Raw genomic sequence first — 24,650 nt, 5'->3', positions numbered from 1 at the left:
ATTACCTGATCGATTGTTAAAGAGCGTCTCGCTTGCTGTCGGGGCCGTGAGGCCTCGCCAGCGCCCTGCGAGGAAGGCGTATTCTACTGAAGCGCCGGAGTTTGTCAACTCTCTTCGAGGCCGTCACCGAAATGACTTTCGCATCGAAGACCGGCCTGGGCCGGCGACCGCAAGCCCGCTTGCGGACTTGCTTTCGAGTGGGGCGCATTCTACCGAATTCGCCGTGGGCGTCAAGTGCGAATTTTACGAAGCGAATCGGAAAATACAAAGCAAGACAGCCACTTACCACTCTTCCCACCGCCTGCAACGTTGCCCGTCGCCGGCAGCGGATGCGTACTTTACGCATTCCTCGCAGAGCCCGCAAGGCCTTTCGCAGAAAAAAACGGAACCACGGCGCAAGGCTTATCCACAGCCGCCCAGAGCGCCAAGCAGCTGTGGATGTTTCAGGCCGTGTCGGCCGCCTCCTCGCGCTCGCGACTGGCTCGGTCGAGCAGCGACAGGATCGAACGATACGGGATGCCGCCATGCAGTGACAGCCCGATCTCACAGGTGCGAGAGTTGGAGTACCCCGCCTCGCACTGCCCTACCTGCTCGGCGAGCCCCTTCAGGGCCGAAGCGTTGAGCTCCGGTGTGACCAGCCCCTTGTCCCCGGCGAAGCCGCAGCAGGTGATCTCGGCTGGCACCACGACCTCACGGGCACAAGCCCGCGCCAGGGCCACCATATGCTCGCCCAATCCCATATGCGTGCTTGAACAGGTCACGTGCACGGCCACGCGTTCATCGAGAGGAATCACGTCGAGGCGCGGCAGCAAATGGTCATGAGCGAAGGACACCGGCTCCTGTACGCTAAGACGCTCATCCAGCCGCACCCGCATGTGCAATACGCAGGGGCTGGTATCGCTGAGGATCGGGTAACGCCCGTTCTGGCTGGCCACCAGCAGCTCTCGGTTGAGCTCACGCGCCTTGTGCGTCGCCTCTTCGAACTGTCCCTTGGATTGGAAGGCCATGCCGCAGCACAGGTGGCCCGTCATCTCGGGCACGACCACCTCGAAGCCGGCCTTGTCGAGCAGCGAAAGGGTGATTTCCATGATCGAGCGCTTTTCACTGTCGCCATGGGAAGCCCCGAACACGCGAGTAGCGCAGGAAGGGAGGTAAACCACTTTGTCGCGCACGCTGTCAGTGATGCGCTCCCGGCCCAGCACACGTACCGGAGCAGCCTTGGGCAGAGTAGGTATCCATTGAGGTACGCGACCACCACTCGCCTGGGTAATGGCTCCGCTGAACTTGGAAAGCCCTCGCTCGCCGAGCACGGCCCGCCCGGTACTCGCCAGGTTGAGCATACCTCGCGCCACGCGCGTAGTGCCGGAGAAGTGCCGTCCCACTCGGCGCGCCATGTCGGCATGCGGCGCCAGCCGCTCATGGCGCATCTCGCGAACCAGCTCACCGGTATTGATCCCTACCGGGCACTGAGTGGCGCATAGGCCGTCGACGGCGCACGTCTCATCACCGGCATAGCGGTAATCTTTACGCAAGCGCTCGAGCCGTTCGGCCTCCTCGCGTGCGAGGCTTTCGCCTAACGCCTCGAGCCTGGCCATCTCGCGAGCGGCAACGATGCGCTGTCGCGGCGTGAGCGTGAGATCCCGCGAAGGACAGACGTGCTCGCAGAATCCGCACTCTATGCACTTGTCGACGATGGGATCGGCTGCCGGCAACGGCTTGAGGTTCTCCAGATGCAGGGTCGGGTTGCGGCTGAGGATGACGTCGGGGTTGAGCAGATTCTCGGGGTCGAACAGCGCCTTGATCCGCCACATCAGCGCGTAGGCCTCGGAGCCCCATTCCAGTTCGACGTAGGGCGCCATGTTGCGCCCGGTACCGTGCTCGGCCTTGAGCGAGCCGCCGTACTCTACACCGACCAGCTGTGCCACTTCGTCCATCAATGCCTGATAGCGTTCCACCTCGCCGGGTTTCTCGAAGCCCTGCGGGAAGACGAAGTGCAGGTTGCCCTCCAGGGCGTGGCCGAACAGGATCGCCTCGGGATAGCCATGGCGATGGAAGGCATCGGACAGCGCCAATACGCCCTCATCGAGGCGCTCGATGGGAAAGGCGACATCCTCGATGATTACCGTGGTGCCTGTATCGCGCACCGCCCCCACAGCGGGAAAGAGTCCCTTGCGGATCTTCCAGTAGAGTTCGTAGGTGCTCTTTTCGTGGGTGAAGGTCACCGGCTCCAGGGTATGAATGCCCTCGAAGATCGCCTGCACCGCCTCGAGCCGCGACTGGAGCTCTGCCTCGTCGTTGCCGCGCACGTCGATCAGCAGCGCTGCCGCCCCGTCGGGCAAGCGCTTGAGCTCTTCCGGCATGCCCGGCTTGCTCTCCACCGAGCGCAGCGCGGCGCGATCCATCAGTTCCACTGCCGAGACCGGCGCCGTCTTTAGCGCGATGGTGGCGCGACAGGTGGTGGCCATGTCGGGCAGGAAGACCAGCGCCGCGGCCTTGTGCGGTTCGTCGACGACGGTGTCGTAGGTAATGGTGCTGATGAAGCCGAGCGTGCCCTCGGAGCCGATCATCAGGTGCTTGAGGATCTCGATGCCGTCGTCGAAGTCGACAAGGCTGTTGAGCGCATAGCCGGTGGTGTTCTTGAGTCGGTACTTGTGGCGGATCCTCTCCGCCAGCGCCGCGTTGGCCCGGGTCTCGGCGGAGAGCTGCTCGAGCCCCTCGACGAGTTCGGCATGGCTGCGCCGGAATGCCTCGCGGCTGGCCGGGTCGGCGGTGTCCAGGCAGGTGCCGTCGGCCAGGATCACGCGCATGTCGCGCACCGTGCGATAGCTGTTCTGCGCCGTACCGCAGCACATGCCAGAGGCGTTGTTAGCCGCGATGCCGCCCACCATGCAGCTGTTGATGGAGGCGGGGTCGGGGCCGATCTTGCGTCCGAAGGAGGTAAGCAGCTGATTGGCCCGTGCGCCGATGACCCCTGGCTGCAGGCGGATCGCCCGGCCATTGTCGAGGATCTCGTGCCCACGCCAGCCCTCGCGCAGTTGAATCAGCACCGAATCGGTGACCGCCTGCCCTGAGAGCGAGGTACCGGCAGCACGAAAGGTGACCGGAAGGCCGCGCTTGCGACAACCGGCCAGCACCGCCATCAATTCATCCTCGTCGGCGGGACGAACCACCAGCTTGGGGATGAGCCGATAGAAGCTGGCGTCGGTGCCGTAAGCCAGGGTACGCAGCGGATCGTCGATCAGCCGCTCGGCGGGCATGACCGCGAGCAGCTCCTGCTTGAGTTCCTGCCAGGCATCGACAGTTGGCGCCCTCGCTGCATCGCTCATGGGCGCTCCTCGGCGTGGCGCAGCAGCACGACCAGCTCGCGTGGACCGTGCACGCCATAGGCCAGGGTCTGTTCGATGTCCGCGGTCTTGCTCGGGCCGGAGATCAGCAGCGCATTGGTGGGCATGCTCGTGGCCCAGCCATGGGCTTCGACCACGTCGAAGAAGGTGTCTTCGATGGTATCGGCATCGAGCACGGCGATATGGATCGGCGGTACCAGGCTCAGCAGACGCGGTTCATCGGGAGTCGGCCACAGCCACAGGCTTCCGGTCTCGGCGATGGCACCGCGCGTGGAGGTCAGGCCGGCATCGGTGTCGTGGAACTGCTCGTGTCGCCAGGTCTCGATATCGCGATCGGCATCGATCAGGGTGACGTCACCTTCGGCCAGGGCGGCACGCGCCTCGGCAGCGACGTGGTGCTCCCGCCCCAGCGCCAGGCGGCGAATGCCCTTGGCCTCGAGCACCTCGGCCAGTGTCGCGGTCCAGTCAGCCCGAGTAGTGTGAATCACTTCGCCGTGGACCGAGGTGATCCAGCGCTCGAAGCGCGCCAGCCGCTCCTCCCGGCTCCAGCCACGCCCGGTGACCACGGCGAAGTCGCTCTGCGGCGCCGCCAGCGGCCCATCGGTGCGCTCACGCAGGCGCCTGAGAATATTGTCGCGGGCGCTCATGAGCGTTCCTCCCCGTCGGCTTTGTCTGCCTGATGATGCTTGGCCTTGTGCTGTTTAACCAAGGCATGCAGCGACACCTTGGCCGGCCTGGGCGCGGTGCGGTAGTCCGACCACGGCCCCAGCTTCGAGGGCATCAGCGCCTGCAGCTTGCCGGCAATGAACGTGCTGCTGCGCCAGACCCCGGGGTGCGTGGCCAGCCACTGGAAGCCCTTCCACGCCGCTGCTTCCTTCTTGGTCCGCTTGACGCCGGCACCGGGCACGTTGCCGCGCCCCTCGCCCACCGCCTCGCGGCGCAGGCGTACCAGCAGATCGGGAATCGGGATCTTCACCGGGCACACCTCGCCGCAGGCACCGCACAGGCTCGAGGCGGTGGGCAGGTCCTTGGTCGCTTCCAGCCCCATCATGTGCGGCATCAGGATGCTGCCGATGGGGCCGGGGTAGGTGGTGCCGTAAGTGTGGCCCCCCACCCGGGTATAGACTGGGCAGTGATTCATGCAGGCGCCACAGCGGATGCAGCGCAGGGTGTCGAGCAGTTCGTCGTCCTGGTAGATATTGGAGCGGCCGCTATCGACCAGCACCAGATGGACCTCCTCGGGTCCATCATGCTCGCCGGGCTTTCTCGGCGAACTGATCATGTTGAAATAGGTGGTGACGTGCTGACCGGTGGCAGAACGGGTCAGCAGCGCGTAGAGCGGCGGCACGTCGCGCAGGTGCTCGACCACCTTCTCGATGCCGGTCACGGCGATGTGCACCGGCGGCACGGCGGTGGTCATGCGGCCGTTGCCTTCATTCTCCACCAAACACAGGGTACCGGTCTCGGCCACGGCGAAGTTGACCCCCGACACCCCCACGTCGGCGGCCATGAAGCGCTCGCGCAGCTGGGCCCGCGCAGCGGCGGTCATGTAGTCCACGTCACGGGTCCGCTCGGTACCGGTCCTGGTGTGCATGATATCGGAGATTTCATCGGTATTGAGATGGATCGCCGGCATGATGATGTGCGAGGGCGTCTGCTCGTTGAGCTGTACCAGGTATTCACCGAGGTCGGACTCCAGCGCCTCGATGCCCGCCTCTTCCAGGTGGGCATTGAGATGCATCTCCTCGGAAACCATCGACTTGCCCTTGATCACCGACTTGGCCTCGTGGCGCTCGCAGATCTCGCGGATGATGCGGCATGCCTCGTCGCCGCTCTCGGCCCAGTGCACCTGGATACCATTGGCTCGGCAGTTGGCCTCGAGCCGCTCGAGCAGGTCGGGCAGCTTGGCAAGCGCCCGTAGACGAATGTTGGCACCCAGTTCGCGCAGGATCTCTAGATCCCAGTCGCTGAACACATCGCGCCGCTTGGCCATCAGGCCATCCATCGCCTTGCGAAAATTGGCACGGATTTGAGGATTGCCCAGGGCATCGTGGGCCTGACGATGGAACTCGCGGGGGGTAAAGGTCTGCACCGGCTCTTGCGCTGCGCTCATGAAGTTCTCCGCCACAGGTAGCTGGCGATGTGCTCACCCTCGACACTCTTCTTCTGGTGCTCGAAACGCCCGGCGATGTTCATCAGGCAACCGCAGTCCGAGGTGACGAAACGTTTCGCCCCCGTGGCCTCGATCGCCTGGGTCTTGTCCTCGACCATGGCTGCGGAAACCTCGGGATGGCGCACGGCGAAAGTGCCGCCGAAGCCACAGCACTCGGCAGCACGGGCCTGCTCGACCAGTTCGACCTGCCCCATGCGGGCGAGCAGCGTGGGGCCGGTATCGGCCAGCCCCATTTCGCGCCGGGCGCTGCAAGAGGTATGCATGGCAACCTTTTCCGGCTGACCGCGATCCTCGAGCCGCAGGTGGCAGACATGCACCAGAAACTCGGTCAACTCATAGATTCGCCCCGCCACCTCGTTGGCATGACCTTCAAGCTCGGTACCGGCGAAAAGCTGGGGATAGTGGGTACGCATCATGCCACCGCACGAGCCCGACGGCACCACGATCGGCCAGGGCTCGGGAAAGAGAGCGAGCTGTGCTGCCGCCACGGCCCGGGCCTCATCGTGATAGCCCGACGTATAGGCCGGCTGGCCGCAGCAGGTCTGGTCCTGCGGAAACAGCACCTCGATGCCTTCGCGCTCCAGCAAGCGAACACCATCCAGGCCAGCGTCAGGGTAGAAGAGATCTATCAGGCAGGTGCCGAAGAAGTAGACCTTCTCCGGCTTGGGTGGGTACAGCTTGACTGGCGTCATGAGGCTCCCTCACTGTCGGCCCGCAGGCAGGCAATCCCGCTGCCCGCCGTCTGATTATAATTGGTAAAACCAATTTACCGAAAAAGATCGTTGAACCTTAGGACTCACCGCGCCCCGTGTCAACGCCGGACATCCCCATATCCTTCAGATTCGCATAGACTTTCGTCTATCAACACCTGGCTTCTACTGCAGCCAAGTAAGATTGAAGGCCGCATGTCCTTCACCTATTTGCAAGATGGCACGTTTCAGGTCAATATTGGTAAGACCAATTAGGCGAGCATCGACTCTTTCAGGAAGATTCGCATGACCTATCAAAACGTGCGCCAGCCTCGACTGGCAGACGTCATCACCGAACGTCTCGAGGCGATGATCCTTGAGGGCAGTCTCAAGCCCGGCCAGCGGCTGCCGCCGGAGCGCGAGCTGGCCGAGCGCTTTGGCGTTTCGCGCCCCTCGCTGCGCGAGGCCATTCAGAAATTGGCGACTCGCGGCCTGCTCACCAGCCGTCAGGGCGGCGGCACTTTCGTTACCCGCGAACTCAACAGCGGTTACAGCGACCCGCTGCTCGACATGCTGGCCAGGCATCAGGAGTTCCACCTGGACCTGCTCGAGTTCCGTGACGCCATGGAAGGTATTTCGGCCTATTATGCCGCCCTGCGCTCTACCCCGGCCGATCGCGCCATGCTGATCAAGCGCTTCGAAGAGCTGGAAGCGTGCTTTGCCGGTCGCGATCCGGAGCTGGAAGCCAAGGCGGACGCCGCCTTCCACCTGGCCATTGCCGAAGCGGCACACAACGTTCTATTGCTGCATACCATTCGCGGTATCTTTCATCTGTTGGAAAAAAGCATAGTCGACAACCTGGCGCACCTGTTCGAGAAGCCGCAGTCTCGGCCACTGCTGATGAAGCAGCACCGTGCCTTGCTCGATGCCATCCTCGAGGGACGGGCCGAGGACGCACGAGCGCGCTCCCATGAGCATTTGGTGTTCGTCGAGGAGGAGCTGCTGGAGATGGAGCGTGCCGAGACCCGCGCTCAGCGCGCCCTGCGACGCGCCCAGGCATTGCCTGAAATTCAGCTGTAAGGAGCGCCTGGTGAAAGGCCCGCATCGTCCACCCCGCCTGCCGCTGACCCTGCGTCGGCTCCTTCTGCTGTTACTGCCACTGGGCCTGGTCGCAGTCATGTGGCAGGCAGCCCAGGTCGCTCGCGAACAGGCCCTGCTGACTCTGGTGAGAGAAGCCGAGAATGAGCTGCGCCTGTCCGCTGCCGGGCTGGAAGGACACCTGACACGTCACGACTACCTGCCCCAGCTGCTCGCCTCGCGCGAGATGGTGAAGCGCTTCCTGCTCAACCGTGAGCAGCAAAACCCCATGCCGCTCAACCTGCTGCTCGACCAGTTCCGCGCCACGGCCGACGTCTCGGACGTCTATCTGCTGGATGCAAACGCGAACACCGTGGCGGCCAGCAACTGGCACCGGCCCGACACTTTCATTGGACAGAACTATGCGTTCCGCAGCTATTACCAGGATGCCATCGAGGGCAGGCGCGGCCGTTTCTACGGCCTGGGCGTGCAGTCGCTCGAACGCGGTTACTATTTTTCGGCCCCGGTGTGGCTCGACGACACCGCTCCCAACGCTAGACCCAGCGGGGTGATGGTGATCAAGGTACTGCTCGACGCCATCGAAGCGAGCTGGGCCGAGCAGGATGCTGAGCTGATGGTAACCGACGAGGACGATATCATCTTCATGGCCAGTCACCCCTCGCTGCGCATGGCCGCGCTGCATCCGCTTTCCGAGGAGGAGCGTCAAGCGCTGCTGGCCACTCGCCGCTATGCCGACGAACCCTTGACCCACTCCGGCATCGAGATTTTTGCGCATCGTGATGATGGCAGCGAACTGGTTCGCTTCACTCAGGGAGCACTGAGCGGCGGTCGCTATCTTGGCCTGGCCCGCCATATGGAAGCGTTCGGCTGGGACATGCACATCCTCAAGCCGCTGGATTCGGTCTACAGCGCGCAGTGGTTGGCGGCCGCGCTGGCCGGAGGACTCTACGGTGTGGTGACGCTGGCGGGCGGTATCGGCTGGCAGCGTCTGCGCCTGCGCCGGGAGAGGGAGCTGTTCGCCGAACGCGAGCGACAGACCCTGGCTCACGCCCGTGACGAGCTGGAGCGTAATGTCGAACATCGCACCCGCGACCTGCTGGAGACCAACCGCCGCCTCTCCGATGAGATCGAGGAGCGCCGACGGGCCGAAGAGAACCTTCGCCAGACCCGCGACGAGCTGATCCAGGCCGCCAAACTCGCCGTACTCGGTCAGTTGGCGGCCGGCATCAACCATGAGCTCAACCAGCCCCTGGCCGCCATTCGCGCCTATGCCGAGAATGCACGCGCCTTCCTCGAGCGACAGCGTCTGGAGGCCGCGGATGCCAACCTGGCTCAGGTCGTCGAGCTGACCGAGCGCATGGCCGAGATCAGTGCCCAGTTGCGTCAGTTTTCACGCAAGAGCGACAGCTCACTGACGGCGGTGTCGGTGCAGGCCTGTTTCGACTATGCGCTGCGGCTCTACCAGAACCGCTTGCATGATGTCGACGTGGTGCGCTGCTGGGAAAACGAAGTCTGGGTACGCGCCGACCTGGTGCGCCTCGAACAGGTACTGGTCAATCTGATCGGCAATGCGCTGCAGGCCATGACGGAGTCGCCTACACCCAGGCTGCTCCTGGGTGTCGAGGTCGAACCGGCACAGGTGCGGATCAGCGTCACCGATACCGGACCGGGGATACCCGAGCCGCACCTGTCGCGAGTCTTCGAGCCCTTCTTCACCACCAAGTCGCCGGGAAGCGGCCTGGGCCTGGGCCTGTCGATTTCGGCGCGCATCATCAAGGATCTTGGAGGCAGCATCGAGGCCACCAACCAGCCTGGCGCCGGCGCATGCTTCACCATTACCCTGCCCCGTGAGGAGCGTCCCGACACCTCACCGACTTCGCCAACCCAGGAGCAGCGCTCACATGCATGATCCGGCAGCCACTCCGGTACTGATCATCGACGACGAACCCCACCTGCGTATCACTGCCGGCCAGACCCTGGAACTGGCCGGCTATCTGCCGGAGCCCCATGCCAGTGCCGAGAGCGCTCTGGCAGCGCTCACGCCCGACTTTGCCGGGGTGATCGTCAGCGATATTCGCATGCCCGGCATGGATGGCATGGCCCTGCTGCGCGAAGTACGCCTGCGCGACCCGGACCTGCCGGTGATCCTCATTACCGGCCATGGTGACATCTCCACCGCCGTGGAAGCCATGCGCGAGGGAGCCTGGGACTTTCTGGAAAAGCCCTTCGCCGGCGAGCGGCTGGTCGAAATGGTGCGCCGCGGCGCCGAAAAACGCCGCCTGAGTCTGGAAAATCGTCAGCTTAAGGCCGAACTGGAAGCGCAGCAGGCGGCGCCTGGCCCGCGCCTGGTGGGCCGCACCCTGGCCATTCAGCGCCTCGCTTCCATGGTGCAGCGCATCGCCCAGGTGGAAACCGACGTGCTGCTGTTCGGTGAAACCGGCACCGGCAAAGACCTGGTGGCGCGCGCCATTCACGAGCGCAGCCCACGTGGCGGACACGCCTTCGTCGCCATCAACTGCGGCGCGGTACCGGAGAGCATCATCGAGTCGGAGCTGTTCGGTCATGAGAAAGGCGCCTTCACCGGCGCCGTGGAGCGGCGCATCGGCAAGTTCGAATACGCCAATGGCGGCACCGTGTTCCTCGACGAGATCGAATCCATGCCGCTGGCGCTGCAGGTCAAGCTGCTACGGGTACTGCAGGAACGCTGCGTCGAGCGCCTCGGCGCCAACGAGGCCGTGCCGCTGGACATTCGCGTGATCGCCGCGACCAAGGTTGACCTCAAGTTAGCCGCCGAGGCCGGGGAGTTCCGCGAGGATCTCTACTATCGGCTTAACGTCGTCACCTTGCCGATTCCACCGCTTCGCGAGAGACGCGAGGACATCCCCCTGCTGTTCCAGCACTTTGCCGTGGTGGCCGCCAACCGCAGCGGACAGGAAGCCCCCCCGCTGGACGCCAACGGTATCTCGACCCTCATGGCGCATGACTGGCCCGGCAACGTGCGCGAGCTGCGTAACCTGGCCGAGCGTTACGTGCTGCTGGGGTCGGCCTTCGACCATCGCCTCGACGTGCTGCTGGAAGGCGTCGAGGTGGATAATGCCGAGCTTGCCCTGCCGCAGCAGGTGGAGCTGTTCGAGAAGAGCGTGATCAGCCAGTCACTGGTCAGCCACCGTGGACGTATCACGGACGTCTGCGAGCACCTTGGCCTGCCGCGCAAGACGCTCTATGACAAGTTGCGCAAGTACGGCCTCAAAGCCGAGGACTACCGCCACAAGGTAATCCCCTGAGCCCACAGTTCCTCCAGGGACGTCCATGATGGCAGCCAGGGTAGCAGGCTTGCCGCAATCAGCAGCATGAGCAGTGAGTTGCCTGGCTCGCGGTAGTCGAACAGCTTGAGGGCGGTGCCGAAGGAGCGCTTGAGCCGCGCACCGGTAAGATCCACGCTGTAGAGTTCGTCGAGCAGCAGGTGGATGCAATAGCCCAGCAGCAGCGCCACCCCTTGGGCCCAGGCGAGCCAGGCCGGCTGGCCTAGCCACTGATAGCCGGCAACGCTGGTCGCCAGCCCGCACAGCGCGGCGGCCAACAGCGAATGCCAGATGCCGCGGTGCACGGAAAAACGCTTGAAAATCGGACTGAGCACGAGACGCACCCCGATATAGAGCCCGCCGCACACCATCAGCAGTGCCCCTGGCTCGAGCTGGGCATGGAGCAGGAGCACGCCCACTGCCACCACCATCACGGCCATGGTATTGAAGATCAGACGCACGGCATGGGAGTGGTCGGCGTCGATGTCGGGCAGGATGCCGCCGAAGGCGGTCAAGGCACCGAGCGGCAGTGCCTCCCCCAGAGTCCAGAGCCCGCCCTGCCAGCCGGCAACGGCCAGCAGGACACCGCCACCCACGGCGGCACTGAGATGGGTACGAAAGTCGGCCATGCCGGGCAAACCCCAAGTAACTGGATAAAAAAACAGATTATTGCTTGCCCGGCGCAGAAAAACAAAGACTTGTCGTTATAAAAGGGAGGCGTGGCGTTACTCTTCAGATGCCTCGCCACACTCGGCCAGGTACTGGTCCTTCAGCTTCACGTAGTTGCCCGCGGTATAAGGAAAGAAGGCTCGCTCCTTGTCCTTGAGCGGGCGCAGCGCCTTGGCCGGATTCCCGGCATAGACGAAGCCGCCCTCGAGACGCTTGCCCGGCGTCACCACGGCACCGGCAGCGATGATCACCTCATCTTCGACGACCGCTCCGTCCATGACGATGGCACCCATCCCCACCAGGATTCGGCTACCCAGGGTGCAGCCGTGCAGGATCGCCTTGTGGCCGATAGTAACGTCGTCGCCGATGGTCAAGGGAAAGCCGCCGGGATTGAAATCGCTGGCGTGGGTAATGTGCAGCACGCTGCCATCCTGCACGCTGGTCCTAGCCCCGATGCGGATACGGTGCATGTCGCCCCGAACCACTGCCATGGGCCAGACCGAGCAGTCATCACCCAGCACCACATCGCCCAGCACCACACTGGCCGGGTCGACATAGACCCTTGCGCCCAGGGTAGGCCGCGTGCCCTGCCAGCTACGGATAGGATCGTTCGCGCTCATGCATGTCTCCAGGCCGGCACTTGGGCCGGTCGCATCCAGTGGTTTACAACAGCCCGGCCATCAGCACCACGGCCGCCAGGGGGATCGAAACCCAGCGTACCACCAAGTGCCACAGGCGAAAGCCTGCCCCGCCGGCCCCCAGGGCGGCCTGCGCCTCCTCGCGCGGCATGATCCGTACAGCAAAGGTGGCGATCAGCAGCCCACCTACCGGCAGGAAGATCTCGGTGGGAATGGTGGTGACCAGATCGAAGGGGGTCATGCCGAAGAGGGGGCGCCATTCGGCCAGGGTCGAGAACGACAGCACCGACAGCAGCCCCACCAGCCACACGGAGACGCCGATCAGCGCAGCGGCCTTGCCGCGGCTCAGTCCCAGCCCTTGCAGGGTGGCGACCATGGGCTCGGCCAGGTTGATCGACGAAGTCCAGGTAGCCAGCAGCAGCAGCAGGAAGAACACGCTGAGCCACAGCGCCCCCCAGGGCAGCTCGGCAAAGGCGATGGGCAGGGTGACGAACATCAGCCCCGGTCCCTCGCCGGGATCCATACCCTGACTGAAGACCACCGAGAAGATGGCAATACCGGCCAGCAGCGCCACGCTGACATCGAGGACGGCTACCGCCCCGGCCGCACGCGGCAGGCTTTGACGCTCGGGCATGTAGGCACCGTAGGCCATCAGGGCGCAGGCGCCTACCGCCAGGGTGAAAAAGGCGTGCCCCATGGCGTGCATCACCACCTGCGGCGTGATGGCGGAAACGTCCGGCCGGAACAGCCAGATCAGCGCCGTGCCGAACCCGTCGGTGGTAGCGGCGTAGCCGGCAAGCAGTGCCAGCAAGAGATAGAGCAGCGGCATCAACAGGTTATTGAGACGCTCGAGGCCCTTGGCGACACCCGCCGCAACCACCGTCATGGTCATGAACAGGAACAGCGTGTGGTTGAAGGTCATGCGGCCCGGGTCACCGAGGAAGCTCTCGAAGCCGGCCGCGATCTCGGCGGCACTGCGCCCGTCGAAGTCGCCGTTGACTGCCGAGATGAGAAACTCGATGGACCAACCCGAGACCACCGAGTAGAACGACAGAATGCAGAACACGGTGAAGGCACCGAACAGCCCCAGCAATCGCCAGTAAGGGCTGGCCCCGGCCTGGCCGGCCAAGTGCGCCAATGACTGCATGGGCGCGCGCCGCCCGGCGCGGCCGATCATGATTTCCGCCATCATCACCGGCAGCCCCAGCAGCAGCACGAAGACCACGTAGAGCATCAGGAAAGCGGCCCCCCCGTTTTCACCGGTGATGTACGGGAAGCGCCAGATGTTGCCCAGCCCCACTGCCGCGCCCGTCACCGCCAGAATGAAGGCCCGCCGCGTACTCCAGCGCTCCAGGGTTTCGTTCATGCCGTCACCTCGACTTTCGTGGAGGCGCAAGCCTATCAGGCCGGCCCGCCGCCACCAATCCCCATGGCGGGATTGAAACCGGTCGCCGACGGCCGCATCTAATTGCTATTCCGCCAACCCGCCCACTGCAACCCGAGGTGCGCATGCCCCACAATCCGCTGCTCGAGTCCCATGAGCTGCCCCCTTTCGACGAGATCAAGCCGGAGCACGTGGTACCGGCGATCGACAAGCTGCTTGCCGACAATCGCACCAGCACCGAGGCGCTGGTCGAGCGAGCACAGCGGGAGGCGCCGACCTGGGAGAGCCTGGCCGCTCCGCTCGAGGCGCTCAACGACCGGCTGTCCCAAGCCTGGTCGCCGGTGTCGCACCTCAATGGCACCATGAACTCGCCTGCCCTGCGCGAGGCGTATCAGGCCTGCCTGGGCAAGCTTTCGGACTACAGCACCTGGCTCGGCCAGCACGAGGGACTGTTCCGTGCCTGGCAGTCCCTCAAGGAGGGGCCGGCCTGGGCGCAGCTGGACGAGGCGCAGCGTCGCTGCGTCGACAATACCCTGCGCGACTTCCGCCTCGCCGGCGTGGATCTACCGGCGGAGAAGAAGCGTCGCTATGGCGAGATCAAGTCGCGCCTGTCGGAACTCTCCAACACCTTTTCCAACCAGCTGCTGGATGCGACCCAGGCCTGGCACAAGGACCTCGAGGATGAAGCGAGGCTGGCCGGGCTGCCGGAAAGCGCCCTGGCGACCCTGGCCGCCAATGCCGAAGCCAAGGGCGTAAAGGGCTATCGCATCACCCTCGACTTCCCTAGCTTCTATCCAGTGCTGACCTTCGCCGAGGATCGCGAGCTGCGCCGCGAGGTGTATACCGCCTTCGTTACCCGCGCCTCGGATCAGGGCCCCCATGCCGGCGAGTATGACAACGCGCCGATCATCGAGGAGACACTGGCCCTGCGCCACGAATTGGCCGAGCTGCTCGGTTTCGCCAGCTATGCCGAACTGTCACTGGTGACCAAGATGGCCGAATCCCCCCGCCAAGTGCTGGATTTCCTCGACGATCTGGCCCGCCGCGCAGTGCCCCAGGCACGGCAAGAATTCGCCGAACTGGAGGCCTATGCGCACGAGACACTGGGCCTCGCCGAGCTGGCGCCATGGGATGTCGGCTATGCCAGCGAGAAGCTGCGCGAGGCACGCCACGCCATTTCCCAAGAGCAGTTGCGACCCTACTTCCCGGCACCGCGGGTGGTCGACGGCCTGTTCCAGGTGGTCGAGCGACTCTACGGCGTCAGCGTCGAAGAAGCTCTCGACGCACCCCGCTATCATCCCGAAGTCCGCTACTTCCGCATTCTCGAGCACGGTGAGCCGATTGCCGGTTTCTACCTCGACCTCTACGCCCGCGAGGGCAAGCGCGGCGGCGCCTGGATGGACGAGTGCCGGGTGCGCCGTCGCCGCGAGGATGGCGGCCTGCAGCTGCCGGTGGCCTACCTGACCTGCAACTTCACCCGTCCGGTGGGCGACCGGCCGGCGCTGCTGACCCACGACGAAGTCACCACCCTGTTCCATGAGTTCGGCCATGGCCTGCACCACATGCTGACCCGCCAGACCGTGGCCGAGGTGTCCGGCATCAACGGCGTGGCCTGGGATGCGGTGGAACTACCCAGCCAGTTCATGGAGAACTACTGCTGGGAGCGCGAGGGTCTCGATCTGATCGCCGGCCACGTCGATAGCGGCGCACCGCTGCCCGCCGAGCTGCTGGAGCGCCTACAGGCGGCCAAGAACTTCCAGTCGGCCATGGGCCTGGTGCGCCAGCTCGAGTTCTCGCTGTTCGACTTGCGCCTCCATCATGAGCTCAGCGCGCCCACGGCGGCCGAGGTGCAGACCCTGCTCGACGAGGTACGCGATGCCGTCTCGGTCGTCCCGAAGGCCGGCTTCAACCGCTTCCAGAACGGCTTCAGCCATATCTTCGCCGGTGGCTATGCGGCAGGTTACTACAGCTACAAGTGGGCCGAAGTGCTCTCCGCCGATGCCTGGAGCGCCTTCGAGGAGGCCGGCATCTTCGATTCCGACACCGGACGCCGCTTCCGCAGCGAGATCCTCGAGCAGGGTGGCGCCCGCGATGCCGCGGAGCTGTTCCGTGCCTTCCGCGGCCGCGAGCCCAGCGTCGAGCCGCTGCTGCGGCACAGCGGCATTCGGGCCGCCTGACAGCAACGACCGGGCGCGGTATGGTAAGCGGCATTGGCCACCGCGCCCGGTGGCAGACACACGGAGTCTTCATGGCCGTTCAGAAACGCTTCATCGCCGGCGCCGTCTGCCCCCGCTGCGGCGAGATGGACCGCATCCGCGCCTGGGAACAGCACGGCGTGCGCTATCGTGATTGCGTCAGCTGCGACTTCTTCGAGCAGGCAGCAATCGAGGACGAAACGACTGCCGAGCTGGAAACCCGCGTCAACCGCGAGCGCGAGGAGCAGCAGCGCAATACCATTCAGCCCGTGAGGATCCTCGACCCCAGGGGCCACTGAGCTTGGCGGGCACAACCACCCCCGGCACCGGGCAACGCTCTGCCAGGCGGCAACGCCTGGAACTGTTCGGCCTGGCGGCAGCGGCGGCCCTGTTGCTGTCACGCCCCGATCTCGCCACCCTGTTCGCCGGCCTGGGCCTGTTTCTGTGGGGCATGACCCTGCTGGAAGAAGCCATCAAGCGGCTCTCCGGCGGCACCCTTGACCGCTGGCTGCATGCCGCCACGCGCCACACCGGGCGAGCCATCGGGGTGGGCGCGCTGGCCACCACCCTGGTCCAGTCCAGTTCGCTGGTTACCCTACTGACGATGTCCTTCGTCAGCGCCGGCCTGATCGCCCTGCCCGGTGCCATCGCGCTGCTGTTCGGCGCCAACCTGGGCACGACCACGGGTGCCTGGTTGATCGCGGCATTCGGTCTGCGCTTCGATCTGGCACACTACGCCATGCCGCTACTCGCCCTCGGCCTGCTCGGTCGCTATCGGCTCAGCGGTGTCACGGTCGGCATCGCGGGGTTGCTGCTGGGCATCGGCCTGCTGTTCCTCGGCATCGACTTCATGAAACTGGGCTTCGAAAGCTGGCAGGATGGGATTCGCCTGGATGCGCTGGGCGCCGACCGGCTGTGGCATTGGCCGCTGTTCGTGATGGTCGGCGTCGTCGCCACCGTGGTGATGCAGTCGAGCCATGCCACGCTGCTGCTCACCCTGACCGCCCTGGCCTCAGGCCAGCTGCCCTACCTGCCCGCACTGGCCATCGCCATCGGCGCCAATATCGGCACTACCGTGACTGCCGTGCTGGGCGCCTTGTCGGCGGGCGTCGCCGCGCGGCGCCTGGCCGGCGCTCACGTGATCTTCAATCTGGTGACCGCCGTGGTGGCACTGGCGCTGCTGGTACCGCTGGCCTGGCTGGTGGATGCCATCGCCGAGCTGGCGGGGCTGGCCGAAACGGCCTGGCCGCTCAAGCTGGCCTTGTTCCACACGCTGTTCAATTTGCTCGGCATCGTACTGATATTGCCCTGGATTTCACGCCTGGCTGCCTTTCTCGAGCGCCGCTTCCCCGAGCCTACGCGGCTGTTGCCGACCCAGGCGCGCTATCTCGATCCGGCGGCCCTCAATCACGCCGACACGGCCGTCAATGCCATGGAGCAGGAGTGCCGACGCCTCGACCGGCGCGCCTACCACCTGCTGTGCAGTGCCATACTCATGCCCAGTGCGGAAGTGATCGGGCACTCTCCCGAGCGTCGCAGCGTGGAGGCTCCCATCGCCCCCGACGCCTGGCCACTGGTGAATGCTCGCTACCACGAGCGCATCAAGCCCCTGTTGACCGAGATTCTCACCTTCCAGGCACGTATCGACGTGCCGCTTACCGAAGCCCAGCAGCAACGCCTGGAAATGCTGCAATCGCGCACCTTACGCATGGTGGAAGCCCTGCGTTTCGGCGAAGTCCTGCAGCGAAGCCTGTTGCGCCACTCGGCGCGAATGAGCCCCTTGCGCGAGGCGCACGATGACCTGCGCCTGGCCGTGGCAACCGGCCTCAACCGGCTCGCCGATGAGCAGGAAGGCCAGACGATCGCCGCCCCCATCGATGAGGTCCGCCGCCATTGGCAGGAAGTGATGGCCAGGCGGCTCCGCTCCCACCATCTGGATCCCTGGCTCGCTTCCAGCCTGATGAACGACCTGCACCAGGCCAGCCGCCTGATAGCCGCCCTGGTGGAACCCTCTCCACCCTGAGACCTGCATTCCAGACGATCGAAAGTGTGCGGATTTCCACATGCCGCACCGGCTCGTGTGTGCGGGACTCCAGCCCCGACTCAGGCAGCAGGATTCGACCTTGGTCGAATCAGAGAGCAGCAACGTGTTGTTGTGGTTCGGTAAAAAAGAAAGTGGCACGCCGCCTGCTATATCCCCTATGCCAAACGCTAGCCCGGCACTCACCGCGCCAGGGCATATTCTGCACCATACTGAATGTCCAGCGTGTCGAAAGGCCGCTGATGTATAACCACAAATGCAACGGAGATAGCCATGCGCAACGTCACTCCCAAAGTGCTCACCGGAACCCTGGCCAGCGCCCTTGTGCTCGCCGCGGCCTCGGCCTCGGCCCAGGACCGCTCCGACTGGCCGAGTAACTTCACCGTGGGCACAGCCAGCCAGGGTGGCACCTACTTCGTCTACGGTTCGGGCTGGGCCAATCTGATCGCCGACGAGCTGGGCATTTCCGGCGGCGGCGAAGTCACCGGCGGCCCCAACCAGAACCTGGCGCTGGTACACACTGGCGACATCGCCCTAGGCCTGACCACCATGGGCCCGGCCGCCGAGGCACTGGCCGGTGAGAGCCCGCTGGCCCCGGGCGTATCCATGGATAACGTCTGCGCACTCTTCCCGATGTACGAGACGCCTTTCTCCATTACCACGTTGGCAGATTCCGGCATCACCAGCATCTCGGAGATTCCCGACGGCGCTCGGATCGGCTTCGGCCCGGCGGCCTCCACCTCCGATACCTACTTCCCGCGCATCCTCGAAGAGCTGGGCGTGAATTTCGAGCGTCGCAACGGCGGCTGGAATGACCTGGGTGGACAGTTGCAGGACGGGCTGCTGGACGTCATCGCCTTCGCCGCCGGCATCCCGGTCCCCGCGGTGAGCCAGCTCGAGGTGCAAACCGACGTGAACATCATCGAGTTCACCGAGGAAGAGCAGCAGCAGATCATCGAGAGCTTCCCGGTATCGGCCTTCCAGATCCCGGCCAGCACCTACGAAACTCTCGAAGAGGATGCTCGCGCCGTCTCCATGTGGAACTTCACGATTGCCGGCTGCGACTTGCCGGAAGACTTCATCTATGAAGTCACCAAGTTGAGCATGGAGAACAACGACCGCATGCGTGAGATCCACCGCAGCGCGGCCAACAGCATTCCCGAGAACCTCGACAAGAACAAGGTACTGCCCTTCCATCCGGGCGCTGTGCGTTGGTACGAGGAGAACGGCTACGAGATCCCCGCAGAGCGTAAGCTGAACTGAGGCACGCCTCGCTCCTGATGTCACGCCCTTTGCCGTCGCGGCAAAGGGCGTGACCGGCACTCTACCGTCCCACACCCGAGGGTTAATTCCCCATGAGCCACACACCCGACACCCGCCCCGGTGCGGATACAGATGCCGTCGACACGGTTCCAGAAAGTATTGCCGAGGGCGTCGACGAGGATATCGTCGAATCCAACCGTAGACTCTATGTCGGCTGGCACTGGCTGGTAGTCGCCGCCCTGGCCATCCTCTACTCCGGTTTCCACCTGTTCTCGCTGAACGTCTATCCGATGGAAACCTGGTCGTTCCGTATCGTGCATATCGCGGGCGCGCTCGTACTCGGCTATGCCCTCTATGCCGGAAGCCGTTTTGCCGACTCGGAAGGTACCGACCGTTCGCCCGCCTGGTTGGCCTGGACCAGCTACGCGCTGCTGATCCCTGCCGTTTACGCCCTGATCCAGGTCTTCTTTATGCAGCAGACGATCAGCGGCGGCGCCATGCGCATCGATCCCCAGATCGAGACCTGGCACTTCGGCTATCCCCTGTTGCTTGCCTCTGTCGGCGGCATACTGCTTGCCTGGAGCTACCGTCAGGTGCGCGAAAAACTGTCGCCTGCCGACTTGGTGCTGATGATCTGCGCCGTGGCCAGCGCCGGCTATCTGTTGGTGGTCTACAATACCCCGCTGCGTGCCTCCACCGGTACTTCCTTTGCTCCTGTCGGCATCACCTGGGCGGCTATCTCCGGGTCGCTGCTGATTCTCGAGCTGACCCGTCGAGTCGCTGGCCTGGCCTTGGTGGCCATTTCCGCCATTTTTCTGCTCTATGTGTTCGCCGGCCCCTACCTGCCGGGCTTTCTCGGTTACCCGGGCCTGTCGATGCACCGCTTCTTCAGCCAAGTGTATACCGATGCCGGCATTCTCGGGCCGACCACGGCGGTATCGTCGACCTATATCATCCTGTTCATCATCTTCGCAGCCTTCCTCCAGGCCTCGAAGGTCGGTGACTACTTCGTCAACTTCGCTTTCGCTGCCGCCGGCCGCGCCCGCGGCGGCCCCGCCAAGGTGGCCATCTTCGCTTCCGGCCTGATGGGCATGATCAACGGCACCAGCGCCGGCAACGTCGTCTCCACCGGCTCGCTGACCATTCCGCTGATGAAGAAGGTGGGCTATCCGGGCCGCAGCGCCGGCGCCATCGAGGCCGCCGCCTCCACCGGCGGTCAGATCATGCCCCCCATCATGGGTGCCGGCGCCTTCATCATGGCCGAGGTGACCGGGATCCCCTACACCGAGATCGCCGTGGCGGCACTGATCCCTGCGATCCTCTACTTCGCCTCGATCTACTTCATGGTGGACTTCGAGGCCGCCCGCAAGGGCATGCGCGGCATGCGCAAGGACGAGATTCCGCAGTTCCGTCGACTGGTCAAGCAGGTCTATCTGTTCGCCCCGATCATCATCCTGATCGCCGCCCTCTTCATGGGGTACTCGGTGATCCGCGCCGGCACCCTGGCCACCGCCTCGGCCGCCGTGGTGAGCTGGCTCTCACCCAACAAGATGGGCCCGGCGGCCATTCTCAGGGCGCTGCAGCTGGCAGGCGTGATGGCAATCCAGATCATCGCCGTGTGTGCCTGTGCCGGCCTCATCGTCGGTGTGATCTCGCTGACTGGCGTCGGCGCGCGCTTCTCCTCGCTGCTGCTGGGTCTCGCCGGTGTCAGCCAGCTGCTGGCGCTGTTCTTCGCCATGTGTATCAGCATTCTGCTGGGAATGGGCATGCCGACCACGGCGGCCTATGCCGTGGCAGCCTCGGTGGTGGCCCCCGGTCTGATCAATATCGGCATTCAGCCGCTGGTGGCACACTTCTTCGTGTTCTACTTCGCGGTGGTCTCGGCGATCACTCCCCCGGTGGCACTGGCGTCCTACGCGGCGGCAGGCATCTCTGGCGATAATGCCATGTCCACCTCAGTGGCATCGTTCAAGATCGGCCTCGCCGCCTTCATCGTGCCGTTCATGTTCTTCTACAGCCCGGCCATGCTGATGGAAGGTTCATGGTTGCAGATCCTGCGTGTCGGCGTCACCGCGACGCTGGGCATCGTTCTGCTTTCCGCGACCGTGCAGGCCTGGTTCTTCGGGCCGGTGAAGGCCTGGATGCGCCTGGTGATGTTCATCGGTGCGCTGTTCCTCATCTATGGCGGCATCTATACCGATATCGCCGGCCTCGCCATCGGCGCGCTGCTGTTCTTGTTCCAGCGCAGCACTCACGGGGGCGGTGCCAAGCCCGTCACCTCGAGCTGATGCGCTCGACACCTGCATGACGAGAAGGGCCCCGCCACATGGCGGGGCCCTTCTTCTTTCAGGATATTATGGCCTCAGCGGCCGATGGCTCAGGACTCGATTGCACCGCAAGCCATGCGGCTGCCGCCGCCGCCCAGCGGCTTGGGCTCATCCGAATAGTTGTCGCCTCCTTCATGAATCATCAGGCTGCGCCCCTGCATGTCCTCGACGGTTAGCCGCGGCGCCAGTACCGGCAAGGTTGCCTCACCACTCTCATTGACGATCAACACAGGCAGGTCACCGAGATGGCCATCACCGTAGGGCCCTTCGTGACTACCGGCGTCCTCAGGGTCGTAATGACCGCCCGCCTTCGCGGCCGCCTGCATCTCGCCCGAGTCGTTCTCGCCCGGCTCGCAGCTGGCATTCTCATGCACGTGGAAACCGTAGACACCGGGAGGCAGTTCGCTCAGGTCAGGGGTGAGCAGCAGGCCGTGATCGGTATCCTCGAACGAAATGGTCCCGATGGCGTCCTCGATCCCATCGGCCGTCACCAGGTTCATCTCGACCTCCTGCCCCTGCTGGGCCTGAGCAGCTCCCGCAGCGAGCAGCAGGAAGGTGGCGGTGACTCCTGTCAGTTTGGCATGGCGCATCTGGCGTCCTCCTGTTCCTTGATCCATGGACGTGCAGGAACAGGCTAGCTCCAGATTCAGCGTGCTGCCAGAGAGCCGCCAAGGTTATCGAGGATCTTCAGGCACGGGTCGGCCTGGTTGAGGGTGTAGAAATGCAGACCGGGGGCACCGCCCTCGAGCAGGCGCTGACACAGGCGGGAGACGACCTCCGAGCCGAACTGGGCAATGGCCTCGCTGTCGTCGCCATAGGCCTCGAGCTGCTTGCGGATCCAGCGCGGGATCTCGGCACCGCAGGCGTCGGAGAAACGCGCCAGCTTGGTATAGTTGGTGATCGGCATGATCCCGGGGACGATGGGCGCCTCGACGCCGAGTGCGCGAGCGCGCTCGACGAAGTGAAAATAGGCATCGGCCGAGAAAAAGTACTGCGTGATGGCCAGGTTCGCCCCGGCCTTCACCTTACGGGCGAAGTTTTCGAGATCGCGTTCGAAGCTGGGCGCCTGGGGGTGGGATTCGGGATAGGCTGCCACGGCTATCTCGAAGTGATCGCCGGTTTCCTCGCGAATGAACTCCACCAACTCGTTGGCATAGCGCAGCTCACCCATGCCCCCCATGCCCGAGGGAAGATCCCCACGCAGAGCCACGAGGCTGTCGATGCCATCCTCGCGATACTGGGCCAGCAGGTCACGCAGCTGGGCCTTCTCACTGCCGATGCAGGAAAGATGCGGTGCGGTAGTGATGCCCGCCTCGCGAACGCTTTTCACGGTGTGCAGGGTGCGCCCTTGGGTGGAACCGCCAGCCCCATATGTCACGGAAAAGAAACGTGGCTGGCGCTCGGCCAGAGCGTCGCGCACCCCCATCAGTTTCTCGCGCCCCGCCTCGGTATTGGGCGGGAAAAATTCGAAACTGATGCCAAGCGGGTACGACGTGCTCATGAGAACAACCTCTCTTCTGTGTCAGATGCCACTGCGCCGTCGCTCTGAACGGCAGTGCCAAGCGACCATGGGATAGCGATATTCTGCCGCCGCCGCTGGCACCTGACCAATGAAAAGTTCCACGCTGCAACATGAGCTTGAGTCATGATGGTCTCTGGATCGTCACTGCGACTGCTGGGCATCTAACTTCGCTAACAAAACTTCGCGACACCGCATTGACCTTAGCGCGAGTGACGGCGACGCTGAGAATGAGTGAAGTCAGCGCCGGGGCACGGAGAGCCCGGGCGGGACCGAACCGGATGAGGAGGATCGCCAATGACGCAGGATCTCATCACCGGCACCGCCGTCTTCGACGACGAGGGCAAGCAGGTCGGCAAGGTAGCCGATACGAGCGACAGCGAGAAGGTGGGCATCATCACCGAGACCGGCAGCCGCTTCTGGATACCGAAGCAGTTGATTGCCTACCGCGACAGGCGCTGGATGCTGGAACCAGGTTACACCGAAATATCACCCACCGAGGCTGCAGCACAGCAGGAGGAGCGCGACCTGGACGAAGCCAATGCAGAAACCTTTCCCGCCAGCGATCCGCCCTCTTTTACCCTGGGCGACGAGGGCAAGGGAAGCTGATGCCACCAGGACGACGGGGAGAGTGACATGGACAGATCACGCCAAGAGCGGACACCGACGCAGAGCACCGAGATTCCCGAAGGACAGCGTGAAAAGCTGCGTGATGGGGCACGGCGCCTGACCGAACGCGACGCCCCCGACACAGAGTCGGCCGGTCGCAAGGGGGGACGTGACTCCCCCGCTCAGGATGATGTCTACCGTCCCGATGCTAACGTCGACGACCAGAAGCATAGCGCCAGGAAGCCCGGTGTCGATACCCGACGCGACATCACCCCGGTAGGCGGCGCCCAGGTGGTACGGGACAAGACCGCCCACAAGGATAACATCGACGCGCAGGCCGAACGGGCCAGATCGCGCCGTCGTAACGGCTGATCGCGTCGTTCTGCGCCGGGGTCGTTGATCGGCGACGCTGACAGCCGTGCCGACAACAGGCATCATATCGTCTTTCGGCGATGGACTGACGCGCGATGATCGACCCTGGCGCCCTGCTGGGCCCTCTGTGGACACTGCTGGCTTTCGTCGGCCTGGGCTGGCTCGCCGCCCGGCGGCTGGCCATCGACCCTCGTCCCATCGCCACCCTGCTGATCTATCTCATCGCCCCGGTCACCTTTTTTCGCGGACTGCTGCTGGGCGAGCCCACCCCGCACTACCTGTTGCTGACGCTGGCACTCTTCCTGCTGGCAAGCCTGGTCGCCGCCGCGATCAATCCGCTGGCGAGACGCTTCCTGCCTCCTCAGGAGAGCGCCGTGCTGGCCTTCTCCTCCGGCACCGGCAATACCGGCTACTTCGGCCTGCCGATCGCCATGGTCCTGCTGCCTCCGGAAGGCGTGACGCTGTACCTGTTCTGTCTGCTCGGCGTGACGCTCTACGAGTTCACGGTCGGCTTCTATCTCAGCGCACGTGGCCAGTTCTCGGTGCGCCAGAGCCTGGCCAAGATCGTGAGGCTGCCGCTGATCTATGCCTTTCTCGCCGCGCTGCTGGTCAGTGGCCTCGGCATAGCGCTACCCGCCGCGCTGATGGACAGCCTGGCGGTATTTCCCTCTACCTACACGCTGCTCGGCATGATGATCATCGGCATGACCCTGGGGCGGGTCGCGATTCGCGAAATCGACCTGCGCTTCATGGCCGGCTGCGTGGTAATCCGCTACCTGTTGTGGCCGTGGCTGATGCTTGTCGTCGTGCTGCTACTGCAGACGCTGTTGCCGCTGTCCGACGAACTGGCCCTGGCGCTGCTGCTGATCGGCGTGGTGCCAATGGCCGCCAACGTGGTGGTCGTGGCCATGGAGCTCGGCATCAGACCGGAGAAGGGCGCCCTGGCGGTGCTGGTTACCACCCTGGCCGCCCCGCTGCTGATTCCACTCTACCTGGGACTGCTCTTGTCGCTGGCCGGGCTGTAGGT

General features: G+C 64.4%; 20 protein-coding genes. 11 read left to right on the top strand and 9 right to left on the bottom strand.

Features of this window, described 5'->3' with window-relative positions:
• Positions 1-443 precede the first annotated feature (443 nt).
• From KPL81_RS17075 to KPL81_RS17060, 4 genes are read right to left on the bottom strand one after another with little or no spacing between them, the layout of a single operon-like run.
• Positions 444-3,326 carry an FAD-binding and (Fe-S)-binding domain-containing protein gene (locus KPL81_RS17075; protein WP_219793195.1) on the bottom strand — a complete coding sequence of 961 codons (2,883 nt, stop codon included), beginning with the start codon at positions 3,324-3,326 and terminating at the stop codon, positions 444-446.
• Entirely contained in the window at positions 3,323-3,991 is a 669-nt protein-coding gene (locus KPL81_RS17070; protein ID WP_209475788.1) for a LutC/YkgG family protein, read from the bottom strand. Before KPL81_RS17070 ends, KPL81_RS17075 begins: the two co-directional genes overlap by 4 nt.
• Positions 3,988-5,457 carry a LutB/LldF family L-lactate oxidation iron-sulfur protein gene (locus tag KPL81_RS17065; RefSeq protein WP_219793194.1) on the bottom strand — a complete coding sequence of 490 codons (1,470 nt, stop codon included), beginning with the start codon at positions 5,455-5,457 and terminating at the stop codon, positions 3,988-3,990. Before KPL81_RS17065 ends, KPL81_RS17070 begins: the two co-directional genes overlap by 4 nt.
• Positions 5,454-6,209, bottom strand: a complete 756-nt coding sequence (locus tag KPL81_RS17060; RefSeq protein ID WP_219793193.1) for a (Fe-S)-binding protein — start codon at positions 6,207-6,209, stop codon at positions 5,454-5,456. Before KPL81_RS17060 ends, KPL81_RS17065 begins: the two co-directional genes overlap by 4 nt.
• A gap of 303 nt (positions 6,210-6,512) precedes the next feature.
• Here KPL81_RS17060 and KPL81_RS17055 point away from each other — a divergent pair, with 303 nt between their 5' ends.
• Genes KPL81_RS17055 through KPL81_RS17045 form a run of 3 tightly spaced genes read left to right on the top strand, consistent with a single transcriptional unit; the run spans position 6,513 to position 10,588 of the window.
• Positions 6,513-7,286 carry a GntR family transcriptional regulator gene (locus tag KPL81_RS17055; protein ID WP_209475782.1) on the top strand — a complete coding sequence of 258 codons (774 nt, stop codon included), beginning with the start codon at positions 6,513-6,515 and terminating at the stop codon, positions 7,284-7,286.
• A gap of 10 nt (positions 7,287-7,296) precedes the next feature.
• Positions 7,297-9,213 (top strand): sensor histidine kinase, encoded by a 1,917-nt coding sequence (locus KPL81_RS17050; RefSeq protein WP_338035636.1) that lies wholly within the window; start codon positions 7,297-7,299, stop codon positions 9,211-9,213.
• The gene (locus KPL81_RS17045; RefSeq protein ID WP_219793191.1) at positions 9,206-10,588 is read left to right on the top strand and encodes a sigma-54-dependent transcriptional regulator; all 1,383 of its coding nucleotides are present in this window, start codon (positions 9,206-9,208) and stop codon (positions 10,586-10,588) included. The genes KPL81_RS17050 and KPL81_RS17045 overlap by 8 nt, the downstream gene beginning before the upstream one ends.
• Here the strand turns inward: KPL81_RS17045 and KPL81_RS17040 are convergent.
• From KPL81_RS17040 to KPL81_RS17030, 3 genes are all read right to left on the bottom strand, one after another.
• Complete coding sequence (locus KPL81_RS17040; protein ID WP_209475776.1) at positions 10,564-11,235, bottom strand: metal-dependent hydrolase; 672 nt, start codon at positions 11,233-11,235, stop codon at positions 10,564-10,566. The two genes, KPL81_RS17045 and KPL81_RS17040, sit on opposite strands and share 25 nt — an antisense overlap.
• A 96-nt stretch (positions 11,236-11,331) precedes the next feature.
• Positions 11,332-11,895: a gamma carbonic anhydrase family protein gene (locus KPL81_RS17035; protein ID WP_219793190.1), complete on the bottom strand. Its 564-nt coding sequence runs from the start codon at positions 11,893-11,895 to the stop codon at positions 11,332-11,334.
• Between the two features lie 43 nt (positions 11,896-11,938).
• Positions 11,939-13,279, bottom strand: a complete 1,341-nt coding sequence (locus tag KPL81_RS17030) for a sodium-dependent transporter (protein WP_219793189.1) — start codon at positions 13,277-13,279, stop codon at positions 11,939-11,941.
• 143 nt (positions 13,280-13,422) lie between these two features.
• Between KPL81_RS17030 and prlC the strand changes: the two genes are divergently transcribed.
• From prlC to KPL81_RS17005, 5 genes are all read left to right on the top strand, one after another.
• The gene (gene prlC, locus KPL81_RS17025) at positions 13,423-15,474 is read left to right on the top strand and encodes an oligopeptidase A (protein ID WP_219793188.1); all 2,052 of its coding nucleotides are present in this window, start codon (positions 13,423-13,425) and stop codon (positions 15,472-15,474) included.
• Between the two features lie 71 nt (positions 15,475-15,545).
• Positions 15,546-15,791: a YheV family putative zinc ribbon protein gene (locus tag KPL81_RS17020; protein WP_209475768.1), complete on the top strand. Its 246-nt coding sequence runs from the start codon at positions 15,546-15,548 to the stop codon at positions 15,789-15,791.
• Between the two features lie 2 nt (positions 15,792-15,793).
• A complete protein-coding gene (locus KPL81_RS17015; protein WP_219793187.1) occupies positions 15,794-17,515 on the top strand; it encodes a Na/Pi cotransporter family protein in 1,722 nt (573 codons plus the stop codon).
• Positions 17,516-17,806: 291 nt separating this feature from the next.
• Positions 17,807-18,796 (top strand): TAXI family TRAP transporter solute-binding subunit, encoded by a 990-nt coding sequence (locus tag KPL81_RS17010; RefSeq protein ID WP_209475762.1) that lies wholly within the window; start codon positions 17,807-17,809, stop codon positions 18,794-18,796.
• Between the two features lie 92 nt (positions 18,797-18,888).
• The gene (locus KPL81_RS17005) at positions 18,889-21,084 is read left to right on the top strand and encodes a TRAP transporter permease (RefSeq protein ID WP_219793186.1); all 2,196 of its coding nucleotides are present in this window, start codon (positions 18,889-18,891) and stop codon (positions 21,082-21,084) included.
• Positions 21,085-21,173: 89 nt separating this feature from the next.
• Here the strand turns inward: KPL81_RS17005 and sodC are convergent, their stop codons facing one another.
• Together sodC and metF are read right to left on the bottom strand one after the other, a co-directional pair.
• Positions 21,174-21,713: a superoxide dismutase family protein gene (sodC, locus tag KPL81_RS17000; RefSeq protein WP_219793185.1), complete on the bottom strand. Its 540-nt coding sequence runs from the start codon at positions 21,711-21,713 to the stop codon at positions 21,174-21,176.
• A gap of 56 nt (positions 21,714-21,769) precedes the next feature.
• Positions 21,770-22,624 carry a methylenetetrahydrofolate reductase [NAD(P)H] gene (gene metF / locus KPL81_RS16995; RefSeq protein ID WP_219793184.1) on the bottom strand — a complete coding sequence of 285 codons (855 nt, stop codon included), beginning with the start codon at positions 22,622-22,624 and terminating at the stop codon, positions 21,770-21,772.
• A gap of 315 nt (positions 22,625-22,939) precedes the next feature.
• On the opposite strand from metF, the gene KPL81_RS16990 reads away from it, so the two are divergent.
• The 3 genes from KPL81_RS16990 (at position 22,940) to KPL81_RS16980 (ending at position 24,648) form a co-directional block, all read left to right on the top strand.
• On the top strand, positions 22,940-23,251 hold the full coding sequence (locus KPL81_RS16990; RefSeq protein WP_219793183.1) for a hypothetical protein: 312 nt from the start codon (positions 22,940-22,942) through the stop codon (positions 23,249-23,251).
• A 27-nt stretch (positions 23,252-23,278) separates the two neighbouring features.
• Positions 23,279-23,623, top strand: a complete 345-nt coding sequence (locus KPL81_RS16985) for a hypothetical protein (RefSeq protein WP_219793182.1) — start codon at positions 23,279-23,281, stop codon at positions 23,621-23,623.
• Positions 23,624-23,718: 95 nt separating this feature from the next.
• Positions 23,719-24,648 (top strand): AEC family transporter, encoded by a 930-nt coding sequence (locus tag KPL81_RS16980; protein WP_219793181.1) that lies wholly within the window; start codon positions 23,719-23,721, stop codon positions 24,646-24,648.
• Positions 24,649-24,650 lie beyond the last annotated feature (2 nt).

It is taken from the genome of Billgrantia antri, from assembly GCF_019430905.1.
Taxonomy (GTDB): domain Bacteria; phylum Pseudomonadota; class Gammaproteobacteria; order Pseudomonadales; family Halomonadaceae; genus Halomonas; species Halomonas antri.
Note: the sequence above shows the minus strand (reverse complement) of the source record. Positions and strands in the feature narration are given on the sequence as shown.

Excerpts from the sequence above, each read along its gene's own strand:
- KPL81_RS17075 (WP_219793195.1), bottom strand. The coding sequence starts at position 3,326 with ATGAGCGATGCAGCGAGGGCGCCAACTGTCGATGCCTGGCAGGAACTC.
- KPL81_RS17005 (WP_219793186.1), top strand. The coding sequence starts at position 18,889 with ATGAGCCACACACCCGACACCCGCCCCGGTGCGGATACAGATGCCGTC.
- KPL81_RS16990 (WP_219793183.1), top strand. The coding sequence starts at position 22,940 with ATGACGCAGGATCTCATCACCGGCACCGCCGTCTTCGACGACGAGGGC.
- KPL81_RS17055 (WP_209475782.1), top strand. The coding sequence starts at position 6,513 with ATGACCTATCAAAACGTGCGCCAGCCTCGACTGGCAGACGTCATCACC.
- KPL81_RS17030 (WP_219793189.1), bottom strand. The coding sequence starts at position 13,279 with ATGAACGAAACCCTGGAGCGCTGGAGTACGCGGCGGGCCTTCATTCTG.
- metF (WP_219793184.1), bottom strand. The coding sequence starts at position 22,624 with ATGAGCACGTCGTACCCGCTTGGCATCAGTTTCGAATTTTTCCCGCCC.
- KPL81_RS17035 (WP_219793190.1), bottom strand. The coding sequence starts at position 11,895 with ATGAGCGCGAACGATCCTATCCGTAGCTGGCAGGGCACGCGGCCTACC.
- KPL81_RS17010 (WP_209475762.1), top strand. The coding sequence starts at position 17,807 with ATGCGCAACGTCACTCCCAAAGTGCTCACCGGAACCCTGGCCAGCGCC.
- sodC (WP_219793185.1), bottom strand. The coding sequence starts at position 21,713 with ATGCGCCATGCCAAACTGACAGGAGTCACCGCCACCTTCCTGCTGCTC.
- KPL81_RS17060 (WP_219793193.1), bottom strand. The coding sequence starts at position 6,209 with ATGACGCCAGTCAAGCTGTACCCACCCAAGCCGGAGAAGGTCTACTTC.
- KPL81_RS17070 (WP_209475788.1), bottom strand. The coding sequence starts at position 3,991 with ATGAGCGCCCGCGACAATATTCTCAGGCGCCTGCGTGAGCGCACCGAT.
- KPL81_RS17020 (WP_209475768.1), top strand. The coding sequence starts at position 15,546 with ATGGCCGTTCAGAAACGCTTCATCGCCGGCGCCGTCTGCCCCCGCTGC.
- prlC (WP_219793188.1), top strand. The coding sequence starts at position 13,423 with ATGCCCCACAATCCGCTGCTCGAGTCCCATGAGCTGCCCCCTTTCGAC.
- KPL81_RS17065 (WP_219793194.1), bottom strand. The coding sequence starts at position 5,457 with ATGAGCGCAGCGCAAGAGCCGGTGCAGACCTTTACCCCCCGCGAGTTC.
- KPL81_RS16980 (WP_219793181.1), top strand. The coding sequence starts at position 23,719 with ATGATCGACCCTGGCGCCCTGCTGGGCCCTCTGTGGACACTGCTGGCT.
- KPL81_RS17040 (WP_209475776.1), bottom strand. The coding sequence starts at position 11,235 with ATGGCCGACTTTCGTACCCATCTCAGTGCCGCCGTGGGTGGCGGTGTC.
- KPL81_RS16985 (WP_219793182.1), top strand. The coding sequence starts at position 23,279 with ATGGACAGATCACGCCAAGAGCGGACACCGACGCAGAGCACCGAGATT.
- KPL81_RS17045 (WP_219793191.1), top strand. The coding sequence starts at position 9,206 with ATGCATGATCCGGCAGCCACTCCGGTACTGATCATCGACGACGAACCC.